Origin of the sequence: Pseudomonas simiae (assembly GCF_900111895.1) — a bacterium.
Taxonomy (GTDB): Bacteria; Pseudomonadota; Gammaproteobacteria; order Pseudomonadales; family Pseudomonadaceae; genus Aquipseudomonas; species Aquipseudomonas simiae.
In genome coordinates, this window is record NZ_FOKB01000002.1 from 270480 (window position 1) to 288001 (window position 17522).

A 17522-nucleotide genomic window follows, 5' to 3' on the forward strand; every position below is an offset into this window, starting at 1 on the left:
CCTTCGCGGCGGAGAGTCGATTGGACAGTCGCTGCCCTCTATGAAAATTAGGGGGGGGAGGAAAGTCCGGGCTCCATAGGGCGAAGTGCCAGGTAATGCCTGGGAGGCGTGAGCCTACGGAAAGTGCCACAGAAAATAACCGCCTAAGCACTTCGGTGCCGGTAAGGGTGAAAAGGTGCGGTAAGAGCGCACCGCACGTCTGGCAACAGTTCGTGGCTAGGTAAACCCCACTTGGAGCAAGACCAAATAGGGTCCCAAGGCGTGGCCCGCGCTGGGACCGGGTAGGTTGCTAAAGATGTCCAGTGATGGCCATCGTAGACGAATGACTGTTCAAGACAGAACCCGGCTTACAGATCGACTCTCCACCTTTTTCCTTTTGTCCGAATCTCGGGCAGAAAACCGGTAGTAACGCAAGAATCCCTCCCTGCCGAATGATTGGCAGATGCATCTTCGTAATACCAAAAAAATCTTACTCTTAATAAATTACTTTAACTTCGAGCTATAGCTCTTTGAGCTATCTGTGCTTGTTGGGCCAAAAACATCGTCGAACTCGGTTTTCTCCTCCGTTTACGCTCCTAAATCTCCGTTCTGTAAGGCTTTTCCTTGAATCCGCGCCTTGACGGTGTGGTGGGCGCATTCCTATAGTGTGCGCAAGTGGCGGAAAGTGGCACAAAGTGGGTTTTTTGAACGTAAAACGCTAAAATTTGGAGAAACGCATCTGTGTTTCGCGGAGCTAACGCTATCAGTCTCGATGCAAAAGGCCGTCTCGCCATGCCGAGCCGGTATCGTGACGAGCTCATTTCGCGAAGTTCCGGACAGTTGATCATCACTATCGATGCCGTTGACCCTTGTTTATGTGTTTACCCCCTCGATGAGTGGGAGTTGATTGAAACCAAATTGCGCGCGCTGCCTTCATTGCGTGAAGAAAACCGCCGCCTGCAGCGTTTGCTGATTGGTAATGCCGTCGACCTCGAGTTGGATGGCAGCGGTCGTTTCCTGGTGCCTCCGCGTCTGCGCGAGTACGCCAAGCTGGATAAGCGCGCAATGCTGGTCGGCCAACTGAACAAGTTCCAATTGTGGGACGAAGATGCCTGGGATGCTGTTTCTGCAGCTGACCTGGCTGCTATTCAACAACCGGGCGCCATGCCTGATGAACTGCGTGATTTGATCCTGTGACTATTGATAGCGGCTTTAACCACATCACCGTACTGCTTGACGAAGCCGTTGAGGCTCTCGCCGTACGCGCGGATGGCTGCTATCTGGATGGCACATTCGGCAGAGGCGGGCATAGCCGGTTGATACTCAGCCAGCTCGGGCCTGACGGCAAACTCCTCGGGTTCGACAAAGACCCTCAAGCGATTGCCACCGGGCAAGCGCTAGCGGCCGAAGACGGCCGCTTTGTCGTTGTGCAGCGCAGCTTTGCCGAGCTGGGCGCCGAAGTGGCGGAGCGCGGCATGGCGGGCAAGGTGGCCGGGGTTTTGCTCGACCTGGGTGTGTCCTCGCCACAGCTCGACGACCCCGAACGCGGCTTCAGCTTCATGAACGATGGCCCGCTCGACATGCGCATGGACCCGACCCGTGGCGTCAGCGCCGCGCAGTTCATCGCGACCGCGCCAGTGGAAGAAATCGCCCGTGTGTTCAAGGAATACGGTGAAGAACGTTTCGCTGGCCGCATGGCCCGTGCCGTGGTTGAGCGCCGTGAAATCCAGCCGTTCGAACGCACAGCCGACCTGGCCGAAGTACTGAAAGTCGCCAACCCTGCCTGGGAAAAGGGCAAGAACCCGGCAACCCGAGCCTTCCAGGGCCTGCGTATTCACGTCAACAACGAATTGGGCGACCTGGAGGCCGGCCTCGAGGCTGCGCTCGAGGCGTTGGAAGTGGGCGGTCGCCTGGTGGTGATCAGCTTCCACTCCCTGGAAGACCGTATCGTCAAACTGTTCATGCGTCGCCTGGTCAAGGGTGAGTCCGACAACCTGCCGCGCAACCTGCCGGTACGTTTCGAGGCCTTTGTGCCGAAAATCAAAATCCATGGCAAAGCGCAGTTCGCTTCCGAAGCCGAACTCAAGGCCAACCCACGCTCCCGCAGCGCCGTTATGCGCGTCGCGGAGAAGTTGCGGTGAGCAAGCTTTTCGCCAAGCCCCTCCCGGGCGGCAGCTTCTTCATGTTGCTGCTGTTTGTCGGCGTGCTGATTTCCGCGATTGCGGTGTCGTACAGCGCCCACTACAACCGTCAGTTGCTGAATACCCTGTATGGGGAATTGAGTGTGCGTGACAAGGCGCAAGCGGAGTGGGGCCGGTTGATCCTCGAACAAAGCACCTGGACGGCCCATAGCCGTATCGAAGTGCTGGCCACCGAACAGCTGAAAATGCATATTCCTGGCGCGGCTGAAGTCCGCATGGTGGCGCCATGATGAAACTCGAGGGCGCACTCTACCCATGGCGCTTCCGCCTGATGCTCGGCTTGCTGGCATTGATGGTGGGTGCGATTGCCTGGCGGATCATTGACCTGCAAGTGGTCGACCGGGACTTCCTGATCGGCCAGGGCGACGCCCGTAGCCTGCGACACATCCCGATTCCTGCACACCGCGGCCTGATCACCGACCGTAACGGCGAGCCTCTGGCCGTCAGTACGCCGGTGACCACCCTGTGGGCCAACGCCAAGGAACTGCAGGTGGCCAAGGACCGTTGGCCGGCGCTTGCTGCTGCCTTGGGCCAGGACCCGAAAGCCTTGGCCGAGCGCCTCGAAGCCCAGGCCAATAAAGAATTCATCTACCTTGTTCGTGGCTTGACGCCTGAACAAGGTCAGCAGGTGCTCGACCTTAAAGTCCCCGGTGTCTACGGCATCGAGGAATTCCGTCGTTTTTACCCGGCCGGTGAAACCACCGCGCACATGGTGGGCTTTACCGACATCGATGACCACGGCCGTGAAGGCGTGGAACTCGCCTACGATGAATGGCTTGCCGGTGTTCCTGGCAAACGCCAAGTCATCAAGGATCGGCGCGGCAGACTGATCAAGGACGTCCAAGTCACCAAGAACGCCAAGGCCGGTAAGCCCTTGGCGTTGTCCATTGACCTGCGCCTGCAATACCTGGCCAACCGCGAGCTGCGTAACGCGATCATCGAGAATGGCGCCAAGGCCGGCAGCCTGGTGATCATGGACGTGAAGACCGGCGAGATCCTCGCCATGGTCAACCAGCCGACCTACAACCCTAATAACCGTCGCAATCTGCAGCCGGCGATGATGCGCAACCGCGCCATGATCGACGTGTTCGAGCCGGGCTCGACCATGAAAGCGATCTCCATGAGTGCCGCCCTCGAAACCGGGCGCTGGAAACCCAGCGACAAGGTCGAGGTGTACCCAGGTACCTTGCAACTGGGCAAATACACCATTCGTGACGTGTCCCGTACCGAAGGCCCGGTGTTGGATTTGACAGGTATCCTGATCAACTCCAGTAACGTGGGCATGAGTAAGGTCGCTTTCGATATCGGCGGCGAGACCATCTATCACTTGGCGCAGAAAATCGGTTTGGGCCAACCCACCGGCCTCGATTTTCCAGGCGAGCGCGTGGGCAACCTGCCCAACTATCGCGACTGGAAAAAGGCCGAGACCGCCACGCTTTCCTACGGCTACGGCCTGTCCGTGACCGCGATCCAACTGGCTCACGCTTTCTCTGTATTGGCGAATAATGGCCGGATGGTTCCGCTGAGCCTGATCCATGTCGACGAAGCGCCGAAAGCCACCCAGGTGATTCCGGAAAACGTCGCCAAGACCATGCAAGGCATGCTGCAACAAGTGATCGAGGCACCGCGCGGCGTATTCCGTGCCCAGGTGCCGGCGTATCACGTGGCGGGCAAGTCGGGTACCGCTCGTAAAACGTCGGTGGGCACAAAAGGCTACGCCGAAAACTCTTACCGTTCGCTGTTCGCCGGCTTCGGCCCGATGAGCGACCCACGCTACGCCATCGTCGTGGTGATCGATGAGCCGAGCAAAGCCGGTTACTTCGGTGGCCTGGTATCGGCGCCGGTGTTCAGCAAAGTGATGTCCGGCACCCTGCGCCTGATGAACATCACGCCGGACAACCTGCCGCCGACCCAACAAGCGAACGCCGGTCCACCGGCCGCTGCTGTAAAAGCCAATGGAGGGCGCGGCTGATGTCTCTTAGCCTGAACAAGATTTTTGCCCATGCCGGACGCGATCTGTTGATCCGCGAGCTGAGCCTGGACAGTCGTAATGTACGTGCCGGTGACCTGTTCCTGGCCGTGCCGGGTGGTAAGTTCGATGGCCGTGCGCACATCGCGGATGCCTTGCAACGCGGTGCGGCTGCCGTGGCTTATGAAGTGGAAGGCGCCACCGTGCTGCCGATCACTGACGTGCCATTGATTCCGGTCAAAGGCCTGGCTGCGCAGCTGTCTGACATTGCCGGACGCTTTTATGGCGACCCGAGCCGCCAGGTCAACCTGATCGGCGTCACCGGCACCAACGGCAAGACCAGCGTGACCCAATTGATTGCGCAGGCGCTTGACCTGCTGGGCCAGCATTGCGGCATCGTCGGCACCTTGGGCACCGGTTTCTATGGCGCGCTGCAAAGCGGCCTGCACACCACGCCGAATCCGATCGCTGTGCAAGCGACCCTGGCCGACCTGAAAAAGGCCGGCGCCAAGGCGGTTGCCATGGAAGTGTCGTCGCACGGTTTGCACCAGGGCCGCGTTGCTGCGCTGGCGTTTGATGTGGCGGTGATGACCAACCTGTCCCGCGATCACCTCGATTACCACGGCACCATGGAAGCCTACGCTGCCGAGAAGGCCAAGCTGTTTGCCTGGAACGACCTCAAGTGCCGCGTGGTAAACCTGGATGACGCATTCGGCCGCCAGCTGGCTGCCGAAGACCGTGAATCGCGCTTGATCAGCTACAGCCTGGAAGACGCCAGCGCGTACCTGTATTGCCGCGAAGCCCAATTCAATGATGAAGGTGTGCGCGCCACGCTGGTGACGCCTCAGGGCGAGCATCATTTGCGCAGCAGCCTGCTCGGTCGCTTCAACCTGAGTAACACTTTGGCGGCCGTCGGCGCGTTGCTCGGCCTGGAGTACGCCCTCGACGAAATCCTGCGTGTACTGCCGAAGCTGGAAGGCCCGGTCGGTCGCATGCAGCGCCTGGGTGGCGGCAAACAGCCGTTGGTCGTGGTCGATTACGCCCACACGCCCGATGCCCTGGAAAAAGTCCTGGTGGCGCTGCGTCCACACGCCAAGGGCAAGCTGCTGTGCCTGTTCGGTTGCGGTGGCGATCGCGATCGCGGCAAACGTCCGTTGATGGCCGAGATCGTCGAGCGTCTGGCCGATGGCGTGCTTGTCACCGACGACAACCCTCGCAGCGAAGATCCGGGCCAGATTTTCGACGACATCCGTGTCGGCTTCAAAGACGTGTCCAAGGCCACGTTTGTCGCCGGGCGCGGTGTAGCCATCGCCCAATTGATCGCCAGCGCCGGTGCTGACGACGTGGTGGTGCTGGCCGGTAAAGGTCATGAGGACTATCAGGAAATCAACGGCGAGCGCCACGCCTTCTCCGATCTGGTCGAGGCCGATCACGCCTTGACCGCCTGGGAGATCGCCCATGCTTAAAGCGATGAAATTCAGCGAACTGACCCAGGCCCTGTCGGCCCGCGTGCTGTCGAGCGATTGCAGCTTCGACGGCGTCAGTATCGACAGCCGCAACATCAAGCCGGGGCAACTGTTTGTCGCACTGACGGGCCCGCGCTTCGATGGTCACGACTACCTGAATGAAGTCGCCGCCAAAGGTGCCGTCGGCGCCTTGGTGCAGCGCGCAGTGGCGGACTCCACACTGCCGCAACTGTTGGTCGCCGACACCCGTTTGGCCCTCGGCCAGCTGGGTGCGTTGAACCGTGCCGCATTTACCAATCCCGTTGCGGCCATTACCGGCTCCAGCGGCAAGACCACGGTCAAGGAGCTGCTTGCCGGCGTGTTGCGCACGCGCGGCCCGGTGCACGCCACCCGTGGCAACCTGAACAATGATTTCGGTGCCCCGTTGACCCTGCTTGAACTGGCCCCGGAACACACGGCGGCGGTTATCGAGTTGGGCGCGTCGCGCGTCGGCGAAATTGCCTACACCGTGGCGCTGACCAAGCCTCACGTGGTGGTCATCAACAACGCCGGTACCGCCCATGTCGGCGAGTTCGGCGGCCCGGAAAAAATCGTCGAGGCCAAGGGTGAAATCCTCGAAGGCCTCGATGCCTCGGGCATCGCTGTGCTGAATCTCGACGACAAGGCCTTCGAAACCTGGCGTGTACGCGCCGCCGGTCGCAAGGTCCTGACGTTTGCCGTGCTCAACGCCGCGGCGGATTTCCATGCGTCCAACATCACCGTTGATGCGCGTGGCTGCCCGTCCTTTACCTTGCACACCCCGCAAGGCAACGAACATGTGCAACTGAACCTGCTGGGCAACCACAACGTCGCCAATGCATTGGCCGCCGCTGCAGCCGCCTACGCCCTCGGCGTGTCGCTGTTCGGGATCGCCACGGGCCTGGGTGCGGTGCAGCCGGTCAAGGGGCGCACCGTAGCGCAGTTGGCCACCAACGGCATGCGCGTGATCGATGACACCTACAACGCCAACCAGTCCTCTATCTGCGCTGCCATTGACCTGCTCAAAAGCTTCGAAGGCCGCAAGGTGCTGGTGCTGGGCGACATCGCCGAACTGGGCGACTGGGCCGAACAGTCCCATCGCGAGGTCGGCGCTTACGCCGCCGGCAAAGTCGACGCGCTTTATGCCGTCGGCCCGAACATGGCCCACGCCGTCAGAGTATTCGGCCCTGGTGCCCGACATTTTGTGACCCAGGCCGAGCTGATTCAGGCGCTGACCGCGGCTGAACATGACAAACATACAACCATTTTGATCAAGGGATCGCGCAGCGCGGTGATGGAAAACGTCGTCGCGGCCTTGTGTGGCTCAAGTACGGAGAAACATTAATGCTGCTGCTGCTGGCTGAGTATCTGCAACAGTTCCACAAAGGCTTCGCGGTCTTTCAGTACCTGACCCTGCGCGGGATCCTGGGTGTGCTGACTGCGTTGTGTTTGTCGCTGTTCCTGGGGCCGTGGATGATCCGCACCCTGCAGAACCTGCAAATTGGTCAATCGGTTCGTAATGACGGCCCGCAGTCGCACCTGTCCAAATCCGGCACCCCGACCATGGGCGGTGCGTTGATCCTGTCGTCCATCGGCATCAGCACCTTGCTGTGGGCCGACTTGCACAACCGCTACGTGTGGACCGTGTTGCTGGTCACGCTGCTGTTCGGCGCCATCGGCTGGGTAGATGACTACCGCAAGGTGATCGAGAAGAATTCGAAGGGGCTGCCAAGCCGCTGGAAGTATTTCTGGCAATCGGTGTTCGGCCTGGGCGCAGCGGTGTTCCTGTTCATGACCGCGCCAAGCGCGGTGGAAACCACCCTGATCATCCCGATGCTCAAGGACGCCAGCATTCCACTGGGCATTGGCTTCGTGGTGCTGACCTACTTCGTGATCGTCGGCTCCAGCAACGCGGTCAACCTGACTGACGGCCTCGACGGCCTGGCGATCATGCCGACAGTGATGGTGGGCGGCGCGCTCGGCATCTTCTGCTACCTGTCGGGTAACGTGAAATTCGCCGAGTACCTGCTGATCCCTTATGTACCGGGTGCAGGCGAGCTGATCGTGTTCTGTGGCGCGCTGATCGGTGCCGGCCTCGGTTTCCTGTGGTTCAACACCTATCCCGCACAAGTCTTCATGGGCGACGTCGGCGCACTGGCGCTGGGCGCGGCCCTGGGCACCATCGCGGTGATCGTTCGCCAGGAAATCGTACTGTTCATCATGGGCGGTGTGTTCGTGATGGAAACCCTGTCGGTGGTCATCCAGGTGGCTTCCTTCAAATTGACCGGACGCCGCGTGTTCCGCATGGCGCCGATTCACCACCACTTTGAACTCAAGGGCTGGCCTGAGCCACGTGTGATCGTCCGTTTTTGGATCATCACCGTGATCTTGGTGTTGATCGGCCTTGCCACCCTGAAACTGAGGTAGAAACGAGTGTCCCTGATCGCTTCAGACCACTTCCGCATCGTTGTCGGCCTCGGCAAGAGCGGCATGTCCCTGGTTCGCTTCCTGGCGAGCCGGGGCAAGCCGTTTGCCGTGGCCGACACGCGGGAAAATCCACCGGAGCTGGTCACGCTGCGCCGTGACTACCCGCACGTGGAAGTGCGTTGTGGCGAGCTGGATGTCGAGTTTCTGTGCCGTGCCGATGAGCTCTACGTGAGCCCCGGCCTCGCCATCGCGACCCCGGCCCTGCAAGCCGCCGCCGCCCGTGGTGTGAAACTGTCCGGCGACATCGATCTGTTCGCACGTAACGCGCAGGCGCCGATCGTGGCTATCAGCGGTTCCAACGCGAAAAGCACCGTGACCACCCTGGTCGGCGAGATGGCGGCTGCGGCCGGTAAACGTGTGGCCGTAGGCGGCAACTTGGGCACGCCGGCACTCGACCTGCTCAGCGACGACGTCGAGCTGTACGTGATGGAGCTGTCGAGCTTCCAGCTGGAAACCACCCACGACCTCGGCGCCGAAGTGGCCACCGTGTTGAACGTGAGTGAAGACCACATGGACCGCTACAGCGGCCTGCCGGCCTATCACTTGGCCAAGCACCGGATCTTCCGTGGCGCCAAGCAGGTGGTGGTCAACCGTCAAGATGCGTTGAGCCGTCCGTTGATGGGCGAGGGCCTGCCGTGCTGGACCTTCGGCCTGGGCAAACCTGATTTCAAGGCCTTCGGTATTCGCGAAGAGAACGGCGAGAAATACCTGGCCTTCGAATTCCAGAACCTGATGCCGGTGCGCGAGCTGAAAATCCGTGGCGCCCATAACCAGTCCAACGCCCTGGCGGCCTTGGCACTGGGTCATGCCGTTGGGCTGCCGTTCGACGCCATGTTGTCGGCCCTGCGTACCTTCGGTGGCCTGGAACATCGTTGCCAATGGGTGCGCGATCTTGACGGCGTCAGCTATTACAACGACTCCAAGGCCACCAATGTCGGTGCGGCCCTGGCGGCCATCGAAGGCCTCGGCGCCGACATCGAAGGCAAGCTGGTGCTGATCGCCGGTGGCGACGGCAAGGGTGCCGACTTCAAGGACCTTAAAGGCCCGGTTGCCGAACATTGCCGTGCCGTGGTGCTGATGGGGCGCGACTCCGATTTGATCGCCGCCGCCCTCGGCGACGCGGTGCCGCAAGTGCGCGCCACGTCCCTGGACGACGCCATCGCTCAGTGCAAGGCCCTGGCCCAGCCAGGTGATGCGGTGCTGCTGTCGCCGGCGTGCGCCAGCTTCGACATGTTCAAGAACTACGAAGAGCGCGGCCAGCTGTTCGCCCGCGCCGTGGAGGCCTTGGCATGAGTATCGACTTTCGGAACATCATCAAGCCCTACCCGTCGCCGATCATCACGGGGCGCGGTATCGACCTCGATTTCCCAATGCTCGCCGGTTGCCTGGCGCTGTTGGGCCTGGGCCTGGTGATGATCACTTCGGCGTCTTCCGAAGTGGCCGCCGTGCAGTCGGGCAACACCCTGTACATGATGATCCGTCACCTGGTGTACCTGGTGATCGGTCTCGGCGCGTGCATCGTCACTATGATGATCCCTATCGCCACCTGGCAGCGCCTGGGTTGGATGATGCTGATCGGTGCGTTCGGCTTGCTGATCATGGTGATCCTGCCCGGCATCGGACGCGAGGTGAACGGTTCGATGCGCTGGATCGGCTTCGGTGCGTTCAACGTGCAACCGTCGGAAATCGCCAAGGTGTTTGTGGTGATCTACCTCGCCGGTTACCTCGTACGTCGCCAGAAAGAAGTACGCGAAAGCTGGATGGGCTTCTTCAAGCCGTTCATCGTACTGCTGCCCATGGCCGGCCTGTTGCTGATGGAGCCCGACTTCGGGGCCACCGTGGTGATGATGGGCGCGGCCGCAGCGATGCTATTCCTGGGGGGCGTCGGTCTGTTCCGTTTCACCTTGATGGTGGTGCTGGCCGTGGCCGCTGTGACGGTGCTGGTGCAGGCGCAACCTTACCGGATGGCCCGTCTGATTACCTTTACCGACCCGTGGGCCGACCAGTTCGGTTCCGGCTACCAGTTGACCCAGGCGCTGATCGCCTTCGGTCGCGGCGAATGGCTGGGCGTGGGCCTGGGCAACAGCGTGCAGAAGCAGTTCTACCTGCCGGAAGCGCACACCGACTTCGTGTTCTCGGTACTCGCCGAAGAGCTGGGCGTGGTGGGTTCGCTGTGCACCGTTGCGTTGTTCGTGTTCGTGTGTGTGCGCGGTATGTACATCGGCTTGTGGGCCGAGAAGGCCAAACAGTATTTCGCCGCCTATGTGGCCTACGGCTTGTCGTTCCTGTGGATCGGCCAGTTCCTGATCAACATCGGTGTGAACGTCGGCCTGCTGCCGACCAAGGGCCTGACCTTGCCGTTTCTCAGTTACGGCGGCAGTTCGTTGGTGATTTGCTGTGCGTGCCTGGGCTTGTTGCTGCGCATCGAGTGGGAGAGTCGAACCCACCTGGGCAGCGAAGAGATGGAATTCAGCGAAAGCGATTTTGCCGAGGAGCCACCCCATGGGCGCTAACGTGCTGATCATGGCGGGTGGCACCGGGGGCCATGTGTTCCCTGCGTTGGCCTGTGCTAGGGAATTCCAGGACCGTGGCTACTCCGTGCACTGGCTGGGCACGCCGCGTGGCATCGAAAACGAACTGGTGCCGAATGCCGGCTTGCCGCTGCACCTGATCAACGTCACCGGCTTGCGTGGCAAGAGCAAGTTGTCCCTGCTCAAGGCGCCGTTCGTATTGCTCAAGGCGGTGTGGCAGGCGCGCAAAGTGATTCGTGAACTGAAGCCGGTGTGTGTACTCGGTTTTGGTGGGTATGTGACCGGTCCTGGTGGTGTCGCCGCCAAGCTCGCCGGTGTACCGGTGATCGTGCACGAGCAGAACGCCGTCGCCGGTACCGCCAACCGCCTGCTGGTGCCGCTGGCTGCACGGGTGTGCGAGGCGTTTCCGAAGACCTTTGGCGCCTCGGACAAACTGCGTACCACCGGCAACCCGGTGCGCACTGAACTGTTTATGGGCATCGCCCGTGAAGCACTGGCGGGGCGCAAGGTGCACCTGCTAGTCATGGGCGGCAGCCTGGGCTCCGAGCCGTTGAACAAACTGCTGCCGGAAGCACTGGCGCAACTCCCTGTGGAATTGCGCCCGGAGGTCTTCCATCAGGCCGGCAAGCACCACGGTGAAGTCACCGCCACGCGTTATCGCGAAGCCGGTGTCGAGGCGAACGTACAGCCCTTCATCAAAGACATGGCCCATGCCTATGGCTGGGCCGACCTGGTGGTCTGCCGCTCCGGTGCGCTGACCGTCAGTGAACTGGCCGCCGCCGGTCTGCCGTCCTTGCTGGTGCCTTTGCCCCACGCGATCGACGATCACCAGACCCGCAACGCCGAATATTTGGCCGGGGAGGGCGCTGCCTTCCTGCTGCCGCAAAGAACGACTGGCGCCGCCGATTTGGCCGCACGCCTGACCGAGGTTTTGATGCAACCGGAACGACTCAATAGCATGGCGAGCACCGCAAGCCGCCTGGCCAAACCTGACGCAACCCGCACTGTGGTGGATATCTGCCTGGAGGTGGCCCATGGTTGAGAATCAGAAAGCCATGCCGCAACCGGAAATGCGCCGCATCCGTCGTATCCACTTCGTCGGCATTGGCGGCGTGGGCATGTGTGGCATTGCCGAAGTGTTGCTGAACCTGGGCTACCAGGTGTCCGGCTCTGACTTGAAAGAGTCGCCGGTCACTGAACGCCTGAAAACCTTTGGTGCACAGATCTTCATCGGCCACCGCGCCGAGAACGCCGCCGAGGCCGATGTGCTGGTGGTGTCCAGCGCCGTGAACACCTCCAACCCGGAAGTGGCCACTGCCCTTGAGCGTCGCATTCCCGTGGTGCCACGCGCCGAGATGCTGGCCGAGCTGATGCGCTATCGCCACGGCATTGCCGTCGCCGGTACCCACGGCAAAACCACCACCACCAGCCTGATCGCCTCCGTGTTCGCGGCCGGTGGCCTGGACCCGACGTTCGTCATCGGTGGCCGTCTGAATGCAGCCGGTACCAATGCACAACTGGGCACCAGCCGTTACCTGATCGCCGAAGCCGACGAAAGTGACGCGAGCTTCCTGCACCTGCAACCGCTGGTCGCCGTGGTCACCAATATCGACGAAGACCACATGGCGACCTACGACGGGGACTTCAACAAGTTGAAGAAAACCTTCGTCGAGTTCCTGCACAACCTGCCGTTCTACGGTCTGGCCGTGGTGTGCCTGGACGATCCGGTGGTGCGTGAAATCCTGCCACTGGTCAAGCGTCCGACCGTGACCTACGGCTTCAGCGAAGACGCTGACGTGCGCGCGATCAATGTGCGCCAGGAAGGCATGCAAACCTTCTTTACCGTGTTGCGTCCCGACCGCGAGCCGCTGGATGTATCGGTGAACATGCCGGGCAACCACAACGTACTCAATTCCCTGGCGACCATCTGCATCGCCACCGACGAGGGCGTCAGCGATGAAGCCATCGTCGAAGGCCTGTCGCGCTTCGCCGGCGTGGGCCGCCGTTTCCAGGTATACGGCCAGTTGCCGGTAGACGGTGGTGACGTGATGCTGGTGGACGACTACGGTCACCACCCGACTGAAGTGGCTGCCGTGATCAAGGCCGTACGCGGTGGCTGGCCGGAGCGCCGCCTGGTGATGGTCTACCAGCCGCACCGCTACAGCCGTACCCGCGACCTGTATGACGACTTCGTCAATGTACTGGCCGATGCCAACGTGCTGCTGCTGATGGAAGTCTACCCGGCCGGTGAAGAACCGATTCCGGGCGCCGACAGCCGCAAGCTGTGCAACAGCATCCGTCAGCGTGGCCAGTTGGACCCGATCTACATCGAGCGTGGTGTGGACCTGGCGCCCATCGTCAAGCCGCTGCTGCGGGCCGGTGATATTTTGCTGTGCCAGGGGGCCGGTGATATCGGTGGTCTTGCGCCTAAGTTGCTGGCGAGCCCGCTGTTTGCGGCGGCCAAGGGGAAGTCGAAATGATCAACGACTACGGCTCCCTGTTCTCGACAATCGCACCTGCCGACTTCGGTCGCGTAGCGGTGTTGTTCGGTGGCAAAAGCGCTGAACGCGAAGTCTCGCTCAAGTCCGGCAACGCCGTGCTCGACGCCCTGCAAAGCGCTGGCGTGAACGCCTTCGGCATCGACGTGGGCGATGACTTCATCGCCCGCCTGCAGGCCGAGAAGATCGACCGCGCCTTCATCATCCTCCACGGCCGTGGCGGTGAAGACGGCAGCATGCAAGGCCTGCTGGAGTGCGCCGGTATCCCCTACACCGGCAGTGGCGTCCTGGCGTCCGCGCTGGCGATGGACAAGTTGCGCACCAAACAGGTGTGGCACAGCCTGGGTATTCCGACCCCGCGTCACAGTGTTCTGTGCAGCGAAGACGATTGTATTTCTGCCGCCAAGGAACTGGGCCTGCCTTTGATCGTCAAACCAGCCCATGAAGGCTCCAGTATCGGCATGGCCAAAGTGAACTCGGCCGCCGAATTGATCGACGCATGGAAAGCGGCAAGTACCTACGATTCGCAAGTGTTGGTGGAACAGTGGATCCAGGGTCCCGAGTACACCATCGCCACCCTGCGTGGCCAGGTATTGCCGCCTATCGCATTGGGCACGCCCCACACCTTTTATGACTACGACGCCAAGTACCTGGCTTCCGATACCCAGTACCGGGTCCCCTGCGGCCTTGACGCAAGCAAAGAACAGGAATTGATGGACCTCACGGCGAAAGCCTGTGAGGCGCTGCGTATCGCCGGTTGGGCGCGAGCAGACGTGATGCAGGATGACCAAGGGAATTTCTGGTTCCTGGAAGTCAACACCGCACCGGGCATGACGGATCACAGTTTGGTACCTATGGCAGCCCGTGCGGCCGGTTTGGACTTCCAGCAGTTAGTGCTGGCGATCCTGGCCGACAGCATTGAGCCAAGAGGCTAAGGACATGAAAGGCGCATCGCTTCGTCATCAGCCCCCACAAGCACCGAGCCGCAAGCCGGTGCCGCGGGGTGCCAGTCGAATGGTGGCTAAAGAGCCGATGTCGGCGCGCCTGCCGAAAGCCAACTTCGGTTTCCTAAAGGCGCTGTACTGGCCGGTTTTGCTGGTGGTGCTGGGCTTCGGAACCTATGAAGGCGCGCAACGTCTGTTGCCGTATGCCGACCGGCCGATCACCAAGATCAGCGTGCAGGGCGACTTGAGCTACATCAGCCAGCAAGCGGTACAGCAGCGCATCGGCCCGTACCTGGCGGCGAGCTTCTTTACCATCGACCTGGCCGGAATGCGCTCGGAGCTGGAACAGATGCCATGGATCGCCCACGCCGAAGTCCGCCGCGTATGGCCGGACCAGGTGACGATCCGCCTGGAAGAACAGCTGCCGGTGGCCCGTTGGGGGGACGAAGCGCTGTTGAACAACCAGGGCCAGGCGTTCACCCCGCGTGAACTGGCGAACTATGAACACCTGCCGCAGCTGTTCGGGCCGCAGCGGGCACAGCAACAAGTGATGCAGCAGTACCAGGCCTTGAGCCAGATGCTGCGGCCAATGGGCTTCTCCATCGCACGCCTGGAATTGCGTGAACGGGGCAGTTGGTTTTTGACGACCGGGGCAGGCAGTTCCGGCCCGGGCATCCAGTTGTTGCTGGGACGCGACCGCTTGGTGGAAAAGATGCGCCGCTTCATTGCCATCTATGACAAGACCTTGAAAGAACAGATTACGAACATTGCGAGCGTCGACCTGCGTTACGCCAACGGCCTTGCCGTCGGCTGGCGTGAACCGGCTGCGCCCACGGCAGCGCAACCCGCTGTCGCGAAGAATTAAGAAGAGGCAGGACCCATGGCAAACGTGCAAAGCGGAAAAATGATCGTCGGTCTCGATATCGGCACCTCCAAAGTGGTGGCGCTGGTGGGCGAGGTCGGGGAAGACGGCGTCATCGAAATCGTCGGTATTGGCACGCATCCGTCCCGGGGCCTGAAGAAGGGCGTGGTGGTGAACATCGAGTCCACCGTGCAATCGATCCAGCGCGCCATCGAAGAAGCGCAGCTGATGGCCGGTTGCCGGATCCACTCGGCGTTCGTCGGCGTGGCGGGCAACCATATCCGCAGCCTGAACTCCCACGGCATCGTGGCGATCCGCGACCGCGAAGTCAGCTCCGCCGACCTTGAGCGCGTCCTCGACGCCGCCCAGGCCGTGGCGATCCCGGCGGACCAGCGCGTGCTGCACACCCTGCCGCAGGACTACGTGATCGACAACCAGGAAGGCGTTCGCGAGCCTCTGGGCATGTCGGGGGTACGTCTGGAGGCCAAGGTTCACGTCGTGACTTGCGCCGTCAACGCCGCACAGAACATTGAAAAATGCGTGCGCCGCTGCGGTCTGGAAATCGACGACATCATTCTCGAGCAGTTGGCCTCGGCCTACTCGGTACTGACCGACGACGAAAAAGAACTGGGCGTCTGCCTGGTCGACATCGGCGGCGGCACCACCGACATCGCGATCTTCACCGAGGGTGCGATCCGTCACACCGCCGTGATCCCGATTGCCGGTGACCAGGTGACCAACGACATCGCCATGGCGCTGCGTACACCGACCCAGTACGCCGAAGAAATCAAGATCCGCTACGCCTGCGCCCTGGCCAAGTTGGCCGGTGCCGGCGAGACCATCAAGGTGCCGAGCGTGGGTGACCGTCCACCGCGCGAACTGTCGCGCCAGGCCCTGGCCGAAGTGGTCGAGCCGCGCTACGACGAACTGTTCACCCTGATCCAGGCTGAACTGCGCCGCAGCGGCTACGAAGACCTGATCCCGGCTGGCATCGTGCTGACCGGTGGTACCTCGAAGATGGAAGGCGCGGTCGAGTTGGCCGAGGAAATCTTCCACATGCCGGTTCGCCTGGGCGTGCCCCATGGCGTCAAAGGCCTGGGCGACGTGGTACGCAACCCGATTTATTCCACCGGTGTGGGCTTGCTGTTGTACGGGCTGCAAAAGCAGACCGACGGCATTTCCCTGTCGGGCCCAAGCAACCGTGACAGCTACCGCAGCGACGACGAGGCCAAAGCGCCGTTGTTCGAGCGGTTGCAGGCATGGGTCAAGGGTAACTTCTAAAGATTTACCGCGACACCGCAGCACCGCAATAAGCAGTAGGCGAAAAAACTAGAGAAAACGAAAGGAGAGGGAACATGTTCGAACTCGTAGACAACATCCCCGCAAGCCCGGTCATCAAAGTGATCGGTGTCGGCGGTGGCGGCGGCAACGCTGTCAACCACATGGTCAAGAGCAACATTGAAGGCGTTGAATTCATTTGCGCCAACACTGATGCCCAGGCGCTGAAAAGCATCGGCGCGCGGACCATCCTGCAATTGGGCACAGCCGTGACCAAAGGCCTCGGCGCTGGCGCCAACCCGGAAGTCGGCCGTCAAGCCGCGCTGGAAGACCGCGAGCGTATTGCCGAAGTGCTGCAAGGCACCAACATGGTGTTCATCACCACCGGCATGGGCGGCGGTACCGGTACCGGTGCTGCGCCGATCATTGCCGAAGTGGCCAAGGAAATGGGCATTCTGACGGTGGCTGTCGTGACCCGTCCGTTCCCGTTCGAAGGTCGCAAGCGCATGCAGATCGCCGACGAAGGCATCCGTCTGCTGTCTGAAAGCGTCGACTCGTTGATCACCATCCCCAACGAGAAGTTGCTGACCATCCTGGGCAAGGACGCAAGCTTGCTGTCCGCCTTCGCCAAGGCTGACGATGTACTGGCCGGTGCCGTTCGCGGTATCTCCGACATCATCAAGCGCCCAGGCATGATCAACGTCGACTTTGCCGACGTCCGTACCGTGATGAGCGAAATGGGCATGGCGATGATGGGCACTGGCTGCGCCAGCGGTCCGAATCGTGCGCGTGAAGCCACTGAAGCGGCCATCCGCAACCCGTTGCTGGAAGACGTGAACCTGCAAGGTGCACGCGGCATCCTGGTGAATATCACCGCCGGTCCTGACCTGTCCCTGGGTGAGTACTCCGACGTGGGTAGCATCATCGAAGCCTTCGCTTCCGAGCACGCCATGGTCAAAGTCGGTACCGTGATCGATCCGGACATGCGCGACGAGCTGCATGTAACCGTGGTTGCGACCGGCCTGGGCGCGAAAATCGAGAAGCCTGTGAAGGTCATCGACAATACCGTCCATACCAACCATGCCAGCCAGCAAGCTGCCGCTCCAGCGCCTGCGCGCCAGGAACTGCCGTCTGTGAACTACCGTGACCTGGACCGTCCGACCGTGATGCGCAACCAGGCCCAGGCCGGTGCTGCAGCGTCCCGTAGCCCGAATCCGCAAGATGATCTGGACTACCTGGACATCCCGGCATTCCTGCGTCGTCAGGCCGATTAATGGAATGTATCAGGG

At 61.4% G+C, this 17522-nt stretch carries 15 protein-coding genes and 1 other RNA gene; all 16 read left to right on the forward strand.

The genetic code is table 11. The features are described 5' to 3' along the window. The first annotated feature begins 12 nt into the window (after nucleotides 1–12). The 16 genes from rnpB (at nucleotide 13) to ftsZ (ending at nucleotide 17507) form a co-directional block, all read left to right on the forward strand. Nucleotides 13–366: RNase P RNA component class A (gene rnpB / locus BMZ57_RS07275), an RNA gene on the forward strand. A 354-nt stretch (nucleotides 367–720) separates the two neighbouring features. Further along, nucleotides 721–1176 (forward strand): division/cell wall cluster transcriptional repressor MraZ, encoded by a 456-nt coding sequence (mraZ, locus tag BMZ57_RS07280; protein WP_003171868.1) that lies wholly within the window; start codon nucleotides 721–723, stop codon nucleotides 1174–1176. Continuing rightward, nucleotides 1173–2120, forward strand: a complete 948-nt coding sequence (rsmH, locus tag BMZ57_RS07285; protein WP_010213048.1) for a 16S rRNA (cytosine(1402)-N(4))-methyltransferase RsmH — start codon at nucleotides 1173–1175, stop codon at nucleotides 2118–2120. The genes mraZ and rsmH overlap by 4 nt, the downstream gene beginning before the upstream one ends. Beyond that, nucleotides 2117–2410 carry a cell division protein FtsL gene (ftsL, locus tag BMZ57_RS07290; protein ID WP_010213047.1) on the forward strand — a complete coding sequence of 98 codons (294 nt, stop codon included), beginning with the start codon at nucleotides 2117–2119 and terminating at the stop codon, nucleotides 2408–2410. The genes rsmH and ftsL overlap by 4 nt, the downstream gene beginning before the upstream one ends. Beyond that, the gene (locus tag BMZ57_RS07295) at nucleotides 2410–4152 is read left to right on the forward strand and encodes a peptidoglycan D,D-transpeptidase FtsI family protein (protein WP_165447909.1); all 1743 of its coding nucleotides are present in this window, start codon (nucleotides 2410–2412) and stop codon (nucleotides 4150–4152) included. The genes ftsL and BMZ57_RS07295 overlap by 1 nt, the downstream gene beginning before the upstream one ends. After that, nucleotides 4152–5615: a UDP-N-acetylmuramoyl-L-alanyl-D-glutamate--2,6-diaminopimelate ligase gene (locus BMZ57_RS07300; RefSeq protein WP_021491870.1), complete on the forward strand. Its 1464-nt coding sequence runs from the start codon at nucleotides 4152–4154 to the stop codon at nucleotides 5613–5615. Before BMZ57_RS07295 ends, BMZ57_RS07300 begins: the two co-directional genes overlap by 1 nt. Further along, on the forward strand, nucleotides 5608–6978 hold the full coding sequence (locus BMZ57_RS07305; RefSeq protein WP_044286652.1) for a UDP-N-acetylmuramoyl-tripeptide--D-alanyl-D-alanine ligase: 1371 nt from the start codon (nucleotides 5608–5610) through the stop codon (nucleotides 6976–6978). The genes BMZ57_RS07300 and BMZ57_RS07305 overlap by 8 nt, the downstream gene beginning before the upstream one ends. Beyond that, complete coding sequence (gene mraY / locus BMZ57_RS07310) at nucleotides 6978–8060, forward strand: phospho-N-acetylmuramoyl-pentapeptide-transferase (RefSeq protein ID WP_010213039.1); 1083 nt, start codon at nucleotides 6978–6980, stop codon at nucleotides 8058–8060. Before BMZ57_RS07305 ends, mraY begins: the two co-directional genes overlap by 1 nt. Nucleotides 8061–8066: 6 nt before the next feature. Beyond that, on the forward strand, nucleotides 8067–9413 hold the full coding sequence (murD, locus tag BMZ57_RS07315) for a UDP-N-acetylmuramoyl-L-alanine--D-glutamate ligase (protein WP_010213038.1): 1347 nt from the start codon (nucleotides 8067–8069) through the stop codon (nucleotides 9411–9413). Further along, nucleotides 9410–10633, forward strand: a complete 1224-nt coding sequence (gene ftsW / locus BMZ57_RS07320; protein ID WP_010213037.1) for a putative lipid II flippase FtsW — start codon at nucleotides 9410–9412, stop codon at nucleotides 10631–10633. Before murD ends, ftsW begins: the two co-directional genes overlap by 4 nt. Beyond that, on the forward strand, nucleotides 10623–11693 hold the full coding sequence (murG, locus tag BMZ57_RS07325) for an undecaprenyldiphospho-muramoylpentapeptide beta-N-acetylglucosaminyltransferase (protein WP_010213036.1): 1071 nt from the start codon (nucleotides 10623–10625) through the stop codon (nucleotides 11691–11693). The genes ftsW and murG overlap by 11 nt, the downstream gene beginning before the upstream one ends. Further along, nucleotides 11686–13131 carry a UDP-N-acetylmuramate--L-alanine ligase gene (gene murC, locus BMZ57_RS07330; protein WP_010213034.1) on the forward strand — a complete coding sequence of 482 codons (1446 nt, stop codon included), beginning with the start codon at nucleotides 11686–11688 and terminating at the stop codon, nucleotides 13129–13131. Before murG ends, murC begins: the two co-directional genes overlap by 8 nt. Then, nucleotides 13128–14084, forward strand: a complete 957-nt coding sequence (locus BMZ57_RS07335) for a D-alanine--D-alanine ligase (RefSeq protein ID WP_069672399.1) — start codon at nucleotides 13128–13130, stop codon at nucleotides 14082–14084. The genes murC and BMZ57_RS07335 overlap by 4 nt, the downstream gene beginning before the upstream one ends. Nucleotides 14085–14088: 4 nt before the next feature. Beyond that, nucleotides 14089–14958, forward strand: a complete 870-nt coding sequence (locus BMZ57_RS07340; protein WP_010213032.1) for a cell division protein FtsQ/DivIB — start codon at nucleotides 14089–14091, stop codon at nucleotides 14956–14958. A 15-nt stretch (nucleotides 14959–14973) separates the two neighbouring features. Further along, nucleotides 14974–16236: a cell division protein FtsA gene (gene ftsA, locus BMZ57_RS07345; protein ID WP_010213031.1), complete on the forward strand. Its 1263-nt coding sequence runs from the start codon at nucleotides 14974–14976 to the stop codon at nucleotides 16234–16236. A gap of 74 nt (nucleotides 16237–16310) precedes the next feature. Further along, nucleotides 16311–17507 carry a cell division protein FtsZ gene (gene ftsZ / locus BMZ57_RS07350; protein ID WP_010213029.1) on the forward strand — a complete coding sequence of 399 codons (1197 nt, stop codon included), beginning with the start codon at nucleotides 16311–16313 and terminating at the stop codon, nucleotides 17505–17507. Nucleotides 17508–17522: the final 15 nt, after the last annotated feature.